Annotated in this window: 16 protein-coding genes; 14 read left to right on the top strand and 2 right to left on the bottom strand. The window is 71.9% G+C overall.

Annotation, left to right across the window (positions count from 1 at the left end; all coding sequences use genetic code 11):
• The 3 genes from VK923_20530 to VK923_20520 form a co-directional block, all read left to right on the top strand.
• Positions 1-956 (top strand): penicillin acylase family protein (locus tag VK923_20530; GenBank protein ID HSJ47065.1); only part of this gene is annotated, 956 nt, incomplete at its 5' end.
• A gap of 119 nt (positions 957-1,075) precedes the next feature.
• The gene (locus tag VK923_20525; protein HSJ47064.1) at positions 1,076-3,211 is read left to right on the top strand and encodes a serine/threonine-protein kinase; all 2,136 of its coding nucleotides are present in this window, start codon (positions 1,076-1,078) and stop codon (positions 3,209-3,211) included.
• A gap of 27 nt (positions 3,212-3,238) precedes the next feature.
• Positions 3,239-3,865, top strand: a complete 627-nt coding sequence (locus VK923_20520) for a hypothetical protein (GenBank protein HSJ47063.1) — start codon at positions 3,239-3,241, stop codon at positions 3,863-3,865.
• A gap of 602 nt (positions 3,866-4,467) precedes the next feature.
• On the opposite strand, the gene VK923_20515 is transcribed toward VK923_20520, so the two are convergent.
• Positions 4,468-5,088: a neutral zinc metallopeptidase gene (locus VK923_20515; GenBank protein ID HSJ47062.1), complete on the bottom strand. Its 621-nt coding sequence runs from the start codon at positions 5,086-5,088 to the stop codon at positions 4,468-4,470.
• Between the two features lie 440 nt (positions 5,089-5,528).
• Entirely contained in the window at positions 5,529-6,035 is a 507-nt protein-coding gene (locus tag VK923_20510; protein HSJ47061.1) for a hypothetical protein, read from the bottom strand.
• On the opposite strand from VK923_20510, the gene VK923_20505 reads away from it, so the two are divergent.
• From VK923_20505 to VK923_20455, 11 genes are all read left to right on the top strand, one after another.
• Positions 6,034-6,588 carry a hypothetical protein gene (locus tag VK923_20505; protein HSJ47060.1) on the top strand — a complete coding sequence of 185 codons (555 nt, stop codon included), beginning with the start codon at positions 6,034-6,036 and terminating at the stop codon, positions 6,586-6,588. The two genes, VK923_20510 and VK923_20505, sit on opposite strands and share 2 nt — an antisense overlap.
• Positions 6,589-6,605: 17 nt before the next feature.
• Positions 6,606-7,553, top strand: coding sequence for an asparaginase (locus VK923_20500; protein HSJ47059.1), 948 nt, complete (start codon positions 6,606-6,608; stop codon positions 7,551-7,553).
• Positions 7,554-7,703: 150 nt separating this feature from the next.
• Positions 7,704-8,120, top strand: coding sequence for a helix-turn-helix transcriptional regulator (locus tag VK923_20495; GenBank protein ID HSJ47058.1), 417 nt, complete (start codon positions 7,704-7,706; stop codon positions 8,118-8,120).
• Positions 8,117-8,680, top strand: a complete 564-nt coding sequence (locus VK923_20490) for a Rho termination factor N-terminal domain-containing protein (GenBank protein HSJ47057.1) — start codon at positions 8,117-8,119, stop codon at positions 8,678-8,680. The genes VK923_20495 and VK923_20490 overlap by 4 nt, the downstream gene beginning before the upstream one ends.
• A 182-nt stretch (positions 8,681-8,862) precedes the next feature.
• Positions 8,863-10,182, top strand: a complete 1,320-nt coding sequence (locus VK923_20485) for a glycosyltransferase (GenBank protein HSJ47056.1) — start codon at positions 8,863-8,865, stop codon at positions 10,180-10,182.
• The gene (locus tag VK923_20480) at positions 10,172-10,642 is read left to right on the top strand and encodes a YbjN domain-containing protein (protein HSJ47055.1); all 471 of its coding nucleotides are present in this window, start codon (positions 10,172-10,174) and stop codon (positions 10,640-10,642) included. The genes VK923_20485 and VK923_20480 overlap by 11 nt, the downstream gene beginning before the upstream one ends.
• A gap of 41 nt (positions 10,643-10,683) precedes the next feature.
• Positions 10,684-11,364, top strand: a complete 681-nt coding sequence (locus VK923_20475; protein HSJ47054.1) for a VOC family protein — start codon at positions 10,684-10,686, stop codon at positions 11,362-11,364.
• Between the two features lie 150 nt (positions 11,365-11,514).
• Positions 11,515-12,075 carry an isochorismatase family cysteine hydrolase gene (locus VK923_20470; GenBank protein ID HSJ47053.1) on the top strand — a complete coding sequence of 187 codons (561 nt, stop codon included), beginning with the start codon at positions 11,515-11,517 and terminating at the stop codon, positions 12,073-12,075.
• Positions 12,072-12,992, top strand: a complete 921-nt coding sequence (locus VK923_20465; GenBank protein ID HSJ47052.1) for a proline dehydrogenase family protein — start codon at positions 12,072-12,074, stop codon at positions 12,990-12,992. The genes VK923_20470 and VK923_20465 overlap by 4 nt, the downstream gene beginning before the upstream one ends.
• A 103-nt stretch (positions 12,993-13,095) precedes the next feature.
• The gene (gene proC / locus VK923_20460) at positions 13,096-13,920 is read left to right on the top strand and encodes a pyrroline-5-carboxylate reductase (protein ID HSJ47051.1); all 825 of its coding nucleotides are present in this window, start codon (positions 13,096-13,098) and stop codon (positions 13,918-13,920) included.
• Positions 13,921-14,030: 110 nt separating this feature from the next.
• Complete coding sequence (locus VK923_20455) at positions 14,031-14,354, top strand: hypothetical protein (protein ID HSJ47050.1); 324 nt, start codon at positions 14,031-14,033, stop codon at positions 14,352-14,354.
• Positions 14,355-14,365: the final 11 nt, after the last annotated feature.

Raw genomic sequence — 14,365 nt, 5'->3', positions numbered from 1 at the left:
TGCTCGACCCCGAGGACGGCTTCATCGTCACCGCCAACCAGGCCGTCGTCGGTGAGGGCTATCCCTACTACCTCGGTGACTCCTGGGCCTACGGCTACCGCAGCCAACGGATCGTCGACCTGCTCGAGAAGCGCGGCACGCTGCACCCCGACGACATGGCGGCCATCCAGCTCGACACGCGCAACGGGTTCGCCCCGGTGCTGGTCCCCTACCTGCTCGACGTCACGCCGGGGCTGGGCTACTACGCCGAGGGGCAGGCCCTGCTGGAGGGCTGGGACTTCACCCAGCCGGCGGACTCGGCCGCGGCGGCGTACTTCAACGTGGTGTGGAAGAACCTGCTGGAGCTGACCTTCGCCGACGAGCTGCCCGCCTCGGTGCAGCCGGACGGCGACGCGCGCTGGTTCGAGGTGGTCGCGGGGCTGCTGGAGGAGCCGAACAACCTCTGGTGGGACGACGTGGACACCGAGGGCATCCGCGAGGGCCGTGACGACATCCTCGTCCAGGCGATGCAGCAGGCGCGTGACGAGCTCACCCGGCGGCAGTCGCGCCGCGTCGACGGCTGGGCCTGGGGCCACCTGCACACCCTCGACCTGGAGAACCAGACCGTCGGACAGTCCGACATCGGGCTGGTCGGCCGGCTGCTCAACCGCGGGCCGTGGGAGCTCGGTGGCGGCTCGTCGATCGTCAACGCCACCGGCTGGGACGCCGCCGTGGGCTACGAGGTCGACTGGGTGCCGTCGATGCGGATGGTCGTCGACCTGTCCGATCTCGACGCGTCGCGCTGGGTCGATCTGACGGGCGTGTCGGGGCACGCCTTCTCGGACCATTACACCGACCAGGTCGACCGGTGGGCCACCGGGGGGTCGATCCCGATGCGTTGGAGCTCGCCGGCGGTCACGGCTGCGACGACCGATCTCCTGCGCCTCGTCCCGGCGACGCGCAACCTCAGAGACTGACCGATGCATACGGGTGTCCGGGGTCGCGGTCCCGGCGGGCGATCCGCCGTCGGGTCACATGTATCGTATGGGACCATGCGCCAGCGGACCATGCCTACGCGCGCGGACGTGATGGACACGTGAGCCCGGCAGCGGGCCGTGCGTTCGGACCCTACCGGCTGCTCCGATCGATCGCGACGGACGCGATCAGCACGACGTACTTCGCGACGACCGACGACTCCGGTTCCCCGTCCCGGGCTGGAACGGCCCAGTTCGCCGTGCGCATCGCCGCCCGCTTCGACGACGGCAGCGCGCACGCCGCTGAGCTGGTCCAGCAGTTCCTGGCCGCCGCCCAGAAGGCAGGGGCGGTCGACCACCCGTCGATCGTCCGTCCCCGTGACCTCGGGGTGATCGACGGTCACCCGTACGTCGCCACGCCGTTCATCCGCGCGGTTCCGCTCGGCGACATGGTGGCTCACGGTGGCTCGATCAACGAGTCCGCTGCGCTGGCGATCTTCGCGCAACTGGCAGGTGGGCTCGACGCGGCGCACCGCGCCGACGTCGTGCACGGCGCGCTGAGTCCGCGGACGATCTGGATCGGTCCAAGCAGCGGGAAGGGCCTGGCGTACGTCGGGTACCTGGTGGGCTTCGGGTCGTCGCTGCTCCTGAGGGAGCGACTGGCCCACGAGGCGCGCGGCGGGCCGATCGACGACCTGCTCTACGTCGCACCGGAGCAGCTGCGCGGTGAGCCGATCACGCCCGCCAGTGACCAGTACGCCCTGGCCTGCGCGCTGTACCACACGCTCGTCGGCGCGCCGCCGTTCGAACGCGACAGCCGCTCCAAGCTCTACGGCGCCCATCTCATGGCGACGCCGCCGCCACTCGGCGACATCGATCCGTCCGCTGCCGCAAGCACGTCTGCCGCGCTGCAGCGCGCCATGAGCAAGCAGCCCGCGGAGCGCTTCGCCACGTGCGGGATCCTCATCAACGCGGCGTTGCCGGCCCGCGACGCTGGCGCTGGTGCCGCCGTCCCGGTCGCTGCCGGCCCCGAGGGTGTGGACGAGGACCCCGACGCCCGGGGGAGGGGCACGCCATGGCCGCTGGTGCTCGCAGGCCTCGGCATGGTGGTCGTCGGGTTGGTGCTGTGGCTGCTGCTCAACGAGGGGGACGCATCGTCCGCGACGGAGGACGCGCCCGGCGAAGCCGCCGCGGTCGCGGCGGTGACCGAGGCGGCGGCCGAGGCGACGCCGACCACTGCGACCTCCGCGACGCCTGTGGACCCGTCGCGGTGGTCGACGGAGGTCTCCGACGCCGCCGTCGTGGAGCTTCAGGCGATGGGCGGCATGGTCCTGGCGATCGACGACGACGGCCTGGTCACGAACCTGCGCCCCGCGGCCGGGCAGGTGCGGTGGCGGGCCGAGACGGGAGGCACGCAGGGGGTCGCCGCCGGTGACGGCTTGGTCGCTCATGGCGGTGACCAGCTGACCGTCCTTGACAGGCGTACCGGCGAGGTCCGGTGGAGGAGCCAGCAGGCGCCGACCAGGTCGCTGCACGTCGCCGACGGCGCGGTCGTCGGCGCGGCCGGGACGGCCACGGACTCGCAGGTGCTGGCGGTCGGGGTAGGTGACGGTGCCGAGCGGTGGCACGTGCACAGCCGGTCGGAGCTCGTCGATGCGCGGCTGACGGTGGAGGTCGGCAGCGATCTGACCTATGCCCTCCAGGGCGGTCGGCTGGCCGCCATGGACCCCGCGACATCGGCGGAGACGGCGGTCGGCCCCCGGCAGATCAGCGGTCCGATGTGGGAGGTCGACGTGGCCGACACGTGGCCGGCACTCGCAGCCACGCGCGACGGCGTCGCGCTGGTCACCCGCGACGGCGAGGTCTGCCAGCACGGAGCCACGGACGGGGTGGTGGACTGGTGCGCACCGGTGCCCGGCGCCAGCAGCCAGCGCCCCCGCCTGTTCGCCACGTCCAACGGCGTGGTCGCGGCGACGTCGCGTGCGGTGATCGCCGTCGACCACGAGGTGGGCGCGCCGTCGTGGAGCGTGTCGCCCGGGAGCCCCGAGAACGTCGTGGCAGTCAGCCGTGCCGCCGTCGTCGTCGCCGATGCCGACGGCGGGATCGTGGGACTCGACCCGGTGGAGGGCACCGAGCTGTTCTCCGTGGCGGACCTCGGGGAGGTGACGGCGCTGGCGGCGCACGGACGCTGGCTGGTCGTGGGTACCGCCGACGGCCGCGTGCGTCGCATCGACATCGACGCCGTGGTCGGTGGCTGACGGCACGACCGGCACGCAGGTGGGCCCATGCAGTCACCGACCGGGCGGTCCGAGGGGCCGATCCCACCGCCGCCTCCATCGCTGCGCCAGCGCGCCGGCGCCCGGATCCGTCGCCTCGACAGTGCCGGACACCGGCCCACGCTGCTGGTCGCCGGTGTGGTGTTCGGAGCCCTGGTGACGTGGCTGCTGGTCACCGTCATCGGCCTGTGGCTCCAACCCCGGTTCACGCTCCTCGAGCTCGGCGCGCAGCGTCTGGCCCCGGACGTCGACGCCGCCCAGCCGCCGGTCGAGCAGGTCGAGCACTACGGCGCCTTCGACCGGCGCTACGCGGTACGGTTCCCGACACCGGACGCCGGCCTGCCGGCGGTCGTCGCCCACGCCCGCCGGCTGCGCTGGGACGTGAGTGCGTCGGGGTTGGACCGCGCGGTGCTCAACCGCGAGGGCATCACCGCGACCCTCTCGGTGGATGGACCGGAGACGCGCGTCCAGACGCGTGTCGCGGCCTGGGTGCGCACCCGTCAGCGGCAGTCGCAGGTCGTCGCCCTGTTGCTCGGAGCGGTACTCGGTGGCTGGTCCGTGTGGACGCAGGTGCGGCGCCGGCCGCGTCCCGTCCGCTCCGTGGATGAGGGCCTTGCACAGAATCGTCAGAGTTGATGATGTCGGATCCGGCGCATGTCGACATTCTGTCGAGTGAGCCGTACGCATGGCGGGAGGTGCACACGGCTCCGGGCCAGGTTGCGTCTCCCCCCTCCGCAGCCTGGCCCCGGATTTCTCTTTGTGACGTTCGTTGCCCTATGATTGGCACGCAGTCGCAAGCGCGTTGCATCGCCGGGTCCCGAACGCCGCCTCGGTGGGCGCAATCTGTCGGACACGGCCGATGGCGGACGGTCGTACAGGTCGAGGGCGAGTCGTGTTCCCCCCACACGACTCGCCCTCGAACATGTCGCCGACGCGTGTGTTCGCATGTTCGGCAATCAGATGCACGCTCTGCGACGTCAATGTGACGCACGAGGAATCACTATTTGTGGGTATGCGTCACGTGGGATGTACACAGAGGCTGTGCGGTGACTCGGATCGGCACATGATCCGACATCGTCGAGGCGGGAGCACCATGTCAAGCATCACCAGCATGTTCCATAGCCAGTGGTGGCGACGCGTCGGCCTGCTCGGCTTCACGCTCGGGTTCGTCGGGGCACTGATCCCCCGGATCCTCGGCTGACCACCGAGCGCGCCGTGGGGGCACACCATCCCGCGCATCAGACGTCGGAGGAGAACGTGTCGCACTGGTCGGGTGACCCCGACTCGAAGCCGCGGCGCAGCCAGCTGACTCGTTGCTCCGACGAGCCGTGGGTCCAGGTCTCCGGGGAGATCCGTCCGGTCGTCTGCTCCTGGATCCGATCGTCGCCGATCGCGGCCGCGGCGCGCAGCCCTTCCTCGATGTCGCCCTCGTCCATGAGCTGGCGCTCGTAGACAGAATGCGCCCAGACACCGGCGAAGCAGTCGGCCTGCAGCTCCTGCCGGATGGACACCTCGTTGCGCAGGCCGGGGTCGCGTTGCGTCAGCTGCTGGACCTCGCGGTCGATGCCGAGCAGGTGCTGGACGTGGTGGCCGACCTCGTGCGCAAGCACGTAGGCCTGCGCGAAGTCACCCGACGCGCCGAACCGGCGTGACAGCTCGTCGTAGAAGCTGAGGTCGATGTACACACGCTCATCGGCCGGGCAGTAGAACGGCCCGGTCTCGGCCGACCCGATCCCGCAGCCGGTGCGTGTGCTGCCGCGGACACGACCGGCCCCGGCCGCTGCTCGGTCTCCGCCAACGTGCGTGCAGGTCCCACCGGGTCGTAGCGCCGTCCCGCGGCGTCGAACTCGTCCTGCCACAGCTCCTCGATGTCACGGGTGACCTGGGCGACGAACCGACCGCCCTCGTCAGCCGGCGGCGCGTTGGGCACCGACGCCTGGCCTTCGGGGGCCGCCTGGACCACGCCGGGGAACTGGTCGAGCGGCACGTTGACGCCGACACCGCCGTCGCCGAACCCGCTGTTGACGAAGAAGAACGCGATCGCGACGACGATCAGCACCGGCAGGCTCACCTTGCCGCCGATCGGGATCCCGAACATGCCGGTGCCCGAGCGTCCGACCCGGCCGGATCCGCGCCGATCGTCGATCCGGCCCTGCCGACCCATGCGACGCCACTTCACGCGCGCTCCATCTGCCTGCTCGGACCCACGTCCGGACCGCCTTCGAGGGTCCGGGCTGGGCAATCCTTGTCCGCTGGACGCCGGGCGAAACGCGCGACGATGACGTCCGCCAGCCCCGGTTCAGGCCGTCTGGAACCCGGCCACGCCGTCGGCGGGCCGGGGTCGCAGGTGCCGACGTGCCGCCTCCTGCTCGCACACGACCAGCCAGCGCAGCGCCACGTCGCGCGTGAAGGTTGCAGCCGTGCGATGGCGGGCGCCGTCGACGTGGACCACGATGCGGACGCGGGCGCCGACAGGCTCGGCGACCACAGCCTCCAGCGCCGCCCACGAGACCTGCGCGATGTCGAAGCCGGAGCGCACGGCGACCCCCAGCGCCGACACGGCGACCCCGCTGTGTGCGCGGTTCCACAGCGTCGTCGCGGTCACCAGGCCCGCGCCGAGGACGCCCGCGACCAGCGGCACCGCGAGCAGCGGGGGCGGCAGCGTGGCGGCCGCGGCCAGGACGATCAGCAGCACCGACAGCACGGTCGAACAGAAGGCCATGCGCAGCTGGGCGCCGCGGCGGTCGGTTGCCAACCACGTCCAACCGTCGTCTTCGGCCGTGATCCGGCTGGGGCGGAGATCCATGCGGGTGCTCAAGGTGGCGGCTGGGCTGGACGACTGTGGGCAGGGTATGCGTGTCCTTCCCCTCCTGCTCGCGGTCACGGCTGCGGTCGGCATGCTCCTCCCGCCCGACGCCGTGTCGATGCTCGATCCCCGGATCGAGAAGTCGCGCGCCGAGCGCCGCCGCGCCCGCCACGCCGCGGCGGCGGCCACCGCGGCATGGCCCACGCGGCGGCCTCTTACGAGGAGGCGCCTCGCCGAGCGGCGTGTCGGTCCACGTCACCCGGTTGGTCACGGGACGCGACCCGTTACACTGCGCCAGATGAACAGCGAGCACCGACTGACACGTACGACCGCGTCCGACCACCCCGATGACCCTGCGACGGCGCGGCTGCCGGACCTCGACGACGAGGCCCTGCTCGTGCACGTCGACCGGCTCCGCCGACGCGAGCGCATGCTGTCCGCCCGGCGCACGATGCTCCCGGGGCACCTCGACCGGCTTCAGGCCGCGCTGGCCGGCCGCAACCGCGACGGCCGCGCCGCGATCAACGAGGCGTTCACACTGGACAGCAGCTGACCCCAGGCGCACCGCTGGTGCAGGTCGTTCGGGACGGCGCGATCGACGCACTGCACGCGGGGCATGTCGCCGTCGTCGACCCCATGGGTCGGGTGCTGGCGGCTCATGGAGACCCGTCGGTGGCGTGCTACCCGCGGTCGGCGCTCAAGCCGTTCCAGGCCGCCGCAACGCTCGCGTCGTGTGGCACCGTGCGGCCGCCATCTGACGAGATCGCGATCATGACCGCCTCCCACGTCGGCGCTCGCGTCCACCAGGCCGCGGTGACCCGCGTCCTCGACAGGGCCGGTCTGACCCCCGGCGCGCTGCGGTGCCCCGCCGCGCTGCCAACGGATCCGGCGATGCTGCGTCAGCACCCACCGCCGACCCGCCTGGCCCACGACTGCTCGGGCAAGCACGCCGGCTTCCTGCTCGCGCAGGTCGCGAGCGGTGGTGACCCCACGCGCTACCTGGCACAGGACGCAGCGGTCCAGATGGCGGTCCGTGCCTGGCTGCGCGACGTCTGCGGCGCCGAGCCCGCCGGGCCGGGTGTCGACGGCTGCGGCGCACCGGCGTGGCGGCTGCCGCTGTCCGCGGTCGCGCGCGGCTACGCGGAGCTCGCGGCGGCGGAGGACGCTGTCCTTGCGGTCGTGGCCGAGGCGATGCGCACACATCCGGACCTGGTCGGTGGCGACGGCGTCGTCGACACGGTGCTCATGCACGCCGAGCGCCGCCTGGTCGCCAAGCGCGGCGCCGAGGGGGTCCTGGGCATCGCGGTGCGTGGCGACACGGGGCCGCTGGGTGTCGCGATCAAGGTCAGTGACGGCGCCGCCCGGGCGGTCGGTCCGGTCGCCGTCGCCGTGGTCGAGCGCCTCGGCCTGCGCGGGGCCGCGCGGCTGCGGCGGCCACCGGTGCTCGGCGGCGAAGCCGAGCACGGTGGCGTCGAGGTGACGACCGGGCTGACCGCCACGTTGGCGACGCTCGGCTGAGGCGACGGGACGGACTCCTGCGCTAGCTACAGGTTGCAGGAGTGCTAGCAATAGTTACACTTGGGTCCGTGGTCCACCCGGGCCACGGACCCGCCGCTCACACCGAGCGCACCGCGGCATGTCCGCCATCGACCGCACGGAACCCCACCGATGCCCAACGATCGCACGGCCCACGACGTCACCGAGACCGCCGCTGCACGTGTGCGCGACGTCGGTGCCTTCATCCGCGAGCAGCGCGTGTCGGCGCAGCTGTCGTTGCGAGCGCTGGCGTCACGCGCAGGCATCTCCAACCCGTACCTGTCGCAGATCGAGCGCGGCCTGCGCCGGCCGTCCGCGGACATCCTCCAGCGCGTGGCCGACGCGCTGCGCATCAGCGCCGAGTCGCTGTACGTGCAGGCCGGCATGCTCGAGGAACGTCGTGGGAGCCTCGACGAGCACATCCGCACCGCGGCCGAGCTGACGGAGACGCAGAAGCGCTCACTGCTCGAGATCTACTACGCGTTCGTGTCGGGCGGGCGGCGCACACAGGACCCAACTGACGAACAGAGCACCAAGGAGAAGCCATGACCACGTCCACACCCGAGCGCCTGACCCGCGCCGTCGTCGACAACGCCCGCACAGCCGGGCGGGCCGGTGTCTCGCTGCTGCGAGACGGCGGCTACGCGACCATCGGCGCGACCGACGCCGCGATGTCATACGTCCGCAGCGTCGGCACCCGTGCCAACGAGGCCCGTGACGCCCTCCGGTCGATGAAGCTGCCGAAGCCGACCGACGTGACCGAGACCCTGCGCGGGCTCGGCGCCGAGGTCGAGGAGCAGTTCGAGTCGCTCGCCGGCCGGGGGCGTGAGGTCGTCGACTCGCTGCAGGGCAGCCGAGCCACACGGACCGCGGCTGACCGCACACGCGTAGCCCGCTCCCAGATGAAGGCCGCCGCCACCAGCGCGCAGCGGGCGGGCGAGGCCACGGCCGACGCGGTCGACGGCGCCGCGGACCGCATCGCCAGGGGTGACGTCGACTACGCAGACATGACCGTCGAGGAGTTGCGCGGCATCGCACGTGCCCGCGACATCGAGGGCCGTTCCGACATGAACAAGGCCCAGCTCGTCGAGGCGCTGCGCAACGCCTGACGTCCGGAGCGCCGCGGGGGGCCCCTCCGCGTGACGCGTCGGTGCGTTTCCCCCACGACGCCCCCGGGCAACGATGCCGGGGGCGTCGTGCTGCGTGCCGCCCGGCTCCGGTCCGACGGCCCCGTGGCTACCATCGTGAGGCCCGACGTGGGGTGGGGCGTCGCCGTGACCAGGAGGCTGACATGCAGGGCAGAGCCGTCGGCGGGGTCGACCTCGTCGACACCCGTCCGTCCGACCGCGCGGGGCCGACACCCCGCTCCGTCGCACTCCTCAGCGTCCACACGTCACCCCTCGCCCAACCCGGGACGGGCGACGGCGGTGGCATGAACGTCTTCGTCGCCGCCCTCGCCAGTCGCCTGCGCACACACGACATCCGGGTCCACGTCTTCACCCGCGCCTCAGGAGCGGATCTGCCTCCGACCGTCGTGCTCGACGACGGCGTGCGGGTGCATCACGTCGAAGCAGGCCCGCCGACACTGCGCAAGGACGATCTCGCGTCACATCTCTGCGCCTTCTACCTCGCGGTCGCGGCGCACCCGGCGATCGGGGACGTCGACCTGCTGGACGGCCACTACTGGATGAGCGGCTGGGTGGGGCGCAAGCTCGCGCAGCGTCGCTCCGTCCCGCTCGTCCAGCGGTTCCACACCCTCGCACACGCCAAGGACGCGGGACGTTCCGCCGACGAGCCGCCCGAGCCGATGCTGCGGTTCGCCGCCGAGCGCCGGGTGGTCAGGGCCGCCGATGCGGTGCTGGCGGCCACCTCACACGAGGCGGCGATCCTCGGGCGTGCCTACCGGGCACAGGCCACTCGGGTGCACATCGTTCCGCCGGGCGTGAACACCATGACCTTCACCCCGGACGGTGACCGCCAGGCCGTCCGGCAGGAGCTGGGTGGCGGCCGCCTGCTGCTGTTCGTCGGCCGTCTCCAGCCGCTCAAGGGTCCCGACACGGCGGTGCGGGCACTCGCGGCGCTCGACCGCCACCTGCCCGATGACGGCATCCCGACCCGCCTGCTGATCGTCGGCGGGGCCAGCGGCAACGGCCACGGCACGGTCGACCCGCCGGCGCTGCGCCGGCTCGCGGCGGAGCTCGGTGTCGCCGACCGGGTCGCCGTGCTCGCACCGCGGCCGCACCGCGAGCTGGCGCACCTGTACAGAGCCGCGGACGTCGTGCTGATGCCCAGCCGGTCCGAGAGCTTCGGTCTCGTGGCGCTGGAGGCGCAGGCGTGCGGCACGCCGGTCGTCGGCACCGACGTCGGAGGGCTCCCCGCGATCCTCGGGGCCGGCGGCGGCACCGTCGTCGAGACGCACGATCCCGAGGCGTACGCGCGCGCGGCGGTGCCCTATCTGCTCGACGCCGGTCTCCGTGACCGTGCGTCGCAGGCGGCCGTCCGCAGCGCACGGCGCTACAGCTGGCGCCGGACGACCGCGCAGACCCTCGACGTGTACCGGTCCGTGCTGTCCGAGTGCGTGACACCGGTCCGCGGACGCCGTGGCGCCTGACGCCGCGGCCAGCGCACGCGCCGTCGTCGAGCGGTGGGTCGCGGCCCACGATGGCCCGGCGGAGGCCGATGACGGTCGCTGGACGGTCATGCTGGCCGGCGACCACAAGCGCACCGTCGGCGTCACAATGTCGATCGGTGACCACACGCTGACCACGCAGTCGTTCTTCATGCGTGCGCCCGACGAGGACCGCGAGCAGGTCTACGACCTGCTCCTGCGCCGCCACCTGCGCAGCTACACGCTGCGCTTCGCGTTGCATCCCGACGGAGACCTGCTGCTCGTCGGCGTGCTGCCACTGGCCGCGGTGACCGACGACGAGCTGGACCGCATGCTCGGCCAGCTGCTCGTCGTCGCCGACGAGACGTTCGACGAGGCGCTGCGCCTCGGCTTCGCGACGTACATCACTCGGGAGCAGGCCTGGCGCGTGCAGAGGGGTCTGCCCCGCAACCCCATCACCTGACCGGCTGATGGCGGCGCGCCTCGTGGCATGGTGGATGGGTGATGAGTGATCCAACGCGCACTGATGAGGCCGCCATCCAGGCGAAGGAACGTAGGCGGCGGGAGGACCTGCTCGCGGGCCTGCGTCTCGAGGCACGCCTGCGGGAGGCCAACCCGCCGACGCCCGTGCAGGCAGAGGAGGAGCGACGGCGCAGATACGACCGGATCGCCGGGCTGGTACGCCAGGCAGAGGACGGCGTGCCGGACACCAGCTACATCGACGACGCGACGATGGAGGTGCTGCGCACCGAGCTGGCACGGCTCGAACGGCGCGGACCCCACGCGGCATCGCCACTCGCCGCGGGCGCGATCAGACCGTTGATCACACCGGCGCGCACGAACACGATCCTGTACTGCCGGCGCTGGCGGGAGACCATCGCGTTCTACCGCGATGAGCTCGGCCTGGCCGTCCTCGCCGACCACGGCTGGTTCGTCGAGCTGGCCGTGACCAGCGGCACGTCGCTGAGCGTCGCCGACGCGACGCGGACGACCATCGACGGCGTCGACGGCCAGGGGATCACGCTGAGCTGGCAGGTCACCGACCTCGGCACGACGCGGAACCGCCTCCTGCAGAGCGGCCTGGCGGCATCCGAGGTGCGCAGCGTGGGTGATGCGGTGGCCTGCTATCTGACCGATCCCGAGGGCCACCGCATCGAGATCTGGTCGGATGGCAGCGAACCGTGACGCGGGTGCGCGTCGGCATGGGTGTGGTCCGGCGGCGGCACAACCCTCGGCCATTGTCGCCGCGCCGACGGCGTGGTCGGTGCGTGCGCGTGAATCTCGTCCGTTCGGGCAAGCCTAGCGGCACGCAGCCCTGCTCGGAAGGATCGGATCATGGCACGCGCGCTCATCGTCGTGGACACGCAGAACGGGTTCCTGCGCGAGGGCAACCTCGCCAGCGAGGACTGCCTGGCGGCGCTGCCGGCGATCCAGGCCGAGGTCGACCGCGCGCTGGCGGCGGGGGAGCGGATCTTCTTCACGGCCGACACCCACGAGCCCGACGACCTGGAGTTCGAGATCTTCCCGACGCACTGCGTGCGCGGCACACACGAGGCCGAGCTGGTCGACGAGCTCACGGGCTACCTCGAGCGGGACGACTGCCACCGGATCGCCAAGCGTCGCTACTCGGCGCTGTTCGAGACCGAGCTCGAAGGCCTGTTGCACCGCTTCGACATCGACGACGTCCGCATCTGCGGCGTGTGCACAGACATTTGCGTGCAGCACACAGCCGCGGACCTGCGCAACCGCGACATCGCCGTGACGGTGGTCGCCGCCGCGACTGCGACCTTCGACGGGCCGGGTCACGACGTTGACGAGGTGCAGCGGTTCTCGCTGGCCCACATGGAGAACATCCTGGGCGCGACCATCGAACGTGAACCGGCCGAGACGTCGTGAGCGTGCTGCGCAGGGCGCTGCTCGCGGCCAGCGAGAGCGAGGCGCTGGAGCACCAGGTCACGACGCGGGCGCTGAGCCGGCGCATCGCGCTGCGCTTCATCGCCGGTGAGACCCTCGACGACGGCATCGGTGCCGTGCGGGAGGTGGCTGAGCGGGGCTGCAAGGCGACACTGGACTTCCTCGGGGAGGCCGTGACGGGGGCCGACGACGCAGGCCGGGCCCAGGCCGCCATCCTCACGGCGTGCCGGCGCATCGCTGACGAGTCGCTGCCATCGGGGATCTCGGTCAAGCCGACGCAGATGGGCCTGGGCTTCGACGCGCATCTCGCGTTCGAGCTGATCGGTGGGATCGCTGCCGATGCGAAACAGTTCGACGGCCACGTGAACATCGACATGGAGGGCTCGGACACGACCGAGGCGACGGTCACGTTGTGCGAGCGCCTGCGGGAGGCCGGGCACGACAACGTGGGGTGTGCGCTGCAGTCGTACCTGCACCGGACCCAGGCCGACGTCGAGCGGCTGACGGCGACCGGGGCCAGTCTGCGGCTGATCAAAGGCGCGTACGACGAACCGCCGGAGGTCGCCTACCAGGACCCCGCGCAGGTCGACGCCAGCTTCGAGCGCAGCATGGAGTGGCTGCTGGCCAACGGCACCTGCCCCCGGATCGCCACGCATGACGACGCGCTGATCGAGAGGACGAAGCGCACGGCGATCCGCCTGGGCCGCTCGCCCGACGACTTCGAGTTCCAGATGCTGTACGGCGTCAGGACGCCGCTGCAGAGGCAGCTGGTGGCCACGGGCTGGCGGATGCGGGTGTACATCCCCTTCGGCGCCCGGTGGTTCCCCTACTTCATGCGGCGGATCGCCGAGCGGCCCGCGAACCTGGCCTTCTTCCTGCGCGCCGTCGCCGGCTCGTAGCGCCACCTGCGTGGTCAGCTAGGCTCGGCGCCCATGACCTCGAGTAGCGAAGCGGTAGGTCGCATGACGAGACCTCGAGTAGCGAAGCGGTAGGTCGCGCGACATGAGTGACACCGACCAACAGGCACGGCGGCTGGCGATCCTCGGCACCGGCCGGATGGGTGAGGCACTGCTGTCCGGGCTGCTGCGCTCGGGTGCGTGGCGCGCCGACCAGATCGTGTGCACGACCAGGTCAGAGCGCCGTGCCCAGCAGGTGGCCGAGCGCCATGACGTGACCGTCCACACCAACTCGGCCGACGCTGCCGCGGGCGCGGACGTCGTGCTCATCGCCGTCAAGCCCCAGAGCATGGCGGAGCTGCTCGCCGAGATCGCCGCGAAGCTGCACCGCGGGCAGACGCTGATCTCGGTCGCTGCCGGCGTGTCGACCGCGACCATCGAGGCGGCGCTGCTCGAGGACCTGCCCGTCGTGCGGGTGATGTCCAACGTGCCGGTGCAGGTCGACGAGGCGATGAGTGTCCTGGCCGCCGGAGCGCACGCCGGACCAGCCGACGTCGAGGTGGCGCGGACCATCCTCGGACACGTCGGCAAGGTCATCGAGCTGGCCGAGGAGCAGCTCGACGCGGTGACCGGCCTGTCCGGCTCGGGTCCCGCGTACGTGTTCCTGCTGGCCGAGACCATGATCGACGCGGCCATCCTGCTCGGTCTGCCGCGTGACGTCGCGACCGAGCTGATCGCCCAGACCATGGTGGGCAGTGCCCACATGCTGCGTGACTCGGGTCGTCATCCGGTGGAGCTGCGCGAGTCGGTCACCTCGCCGGGCGGCACGACGATCGCCGCAATCCGCGTCCTCGAACAGGAACGGGTTCGTGCCGCGTTCATCAACGCCATCGAGGCTGCGACGCTGCGTTCGCGCGAGCTGGGCAGCTGAGGACGCGCTGTCGGCGATCCACGGCCGTCGGACACCCGACTCCGCGCGGTCCGAAGCTGGGCACGTGGGAAAGGGTGGGCGATGCCGGGGTCTGCCGATAGCATTGCCGTATGAACGCCGTAGATCCCTCAGCTGCGATGACCGCTCCCGGTCCCGGTGCGCGTGCCAAGCTGCTCGATGAGTTCGAGGGCGGTTGGCGCGACGGCGCACCCGTGTTCGCGTGCTGCAGGCGGAGCGTCGCGACCGCCGTCGAGCACATCGACGTCTACGACCTGGTGACCAGCGGGCCCGCCGAGCGGGTGTACATGCTGCGGGCGCCGGTCGAGGCGTGGGTTCCGGGTCACCTCGACAGCCACCGCTGTTGCGCCAACCACCTGGCGGACCTGGCGTTCGACGCCCCCGACCTGATCGCGGAGCCGGCCCACACCGGCTGAGCCTCAGACCG

The organism is Euzebyales bacterium (assembly GCA_035461305.1).
GTDB lineage: Bacteria > Actinomycetota > Nitriliruptoria > Euzebyales > JAHELV01 > JAHELV01.
Note: the sequence above shows the minus strand (reverse complement) of the source record. Positions and strands in the feature narration are given on the sequence as shown.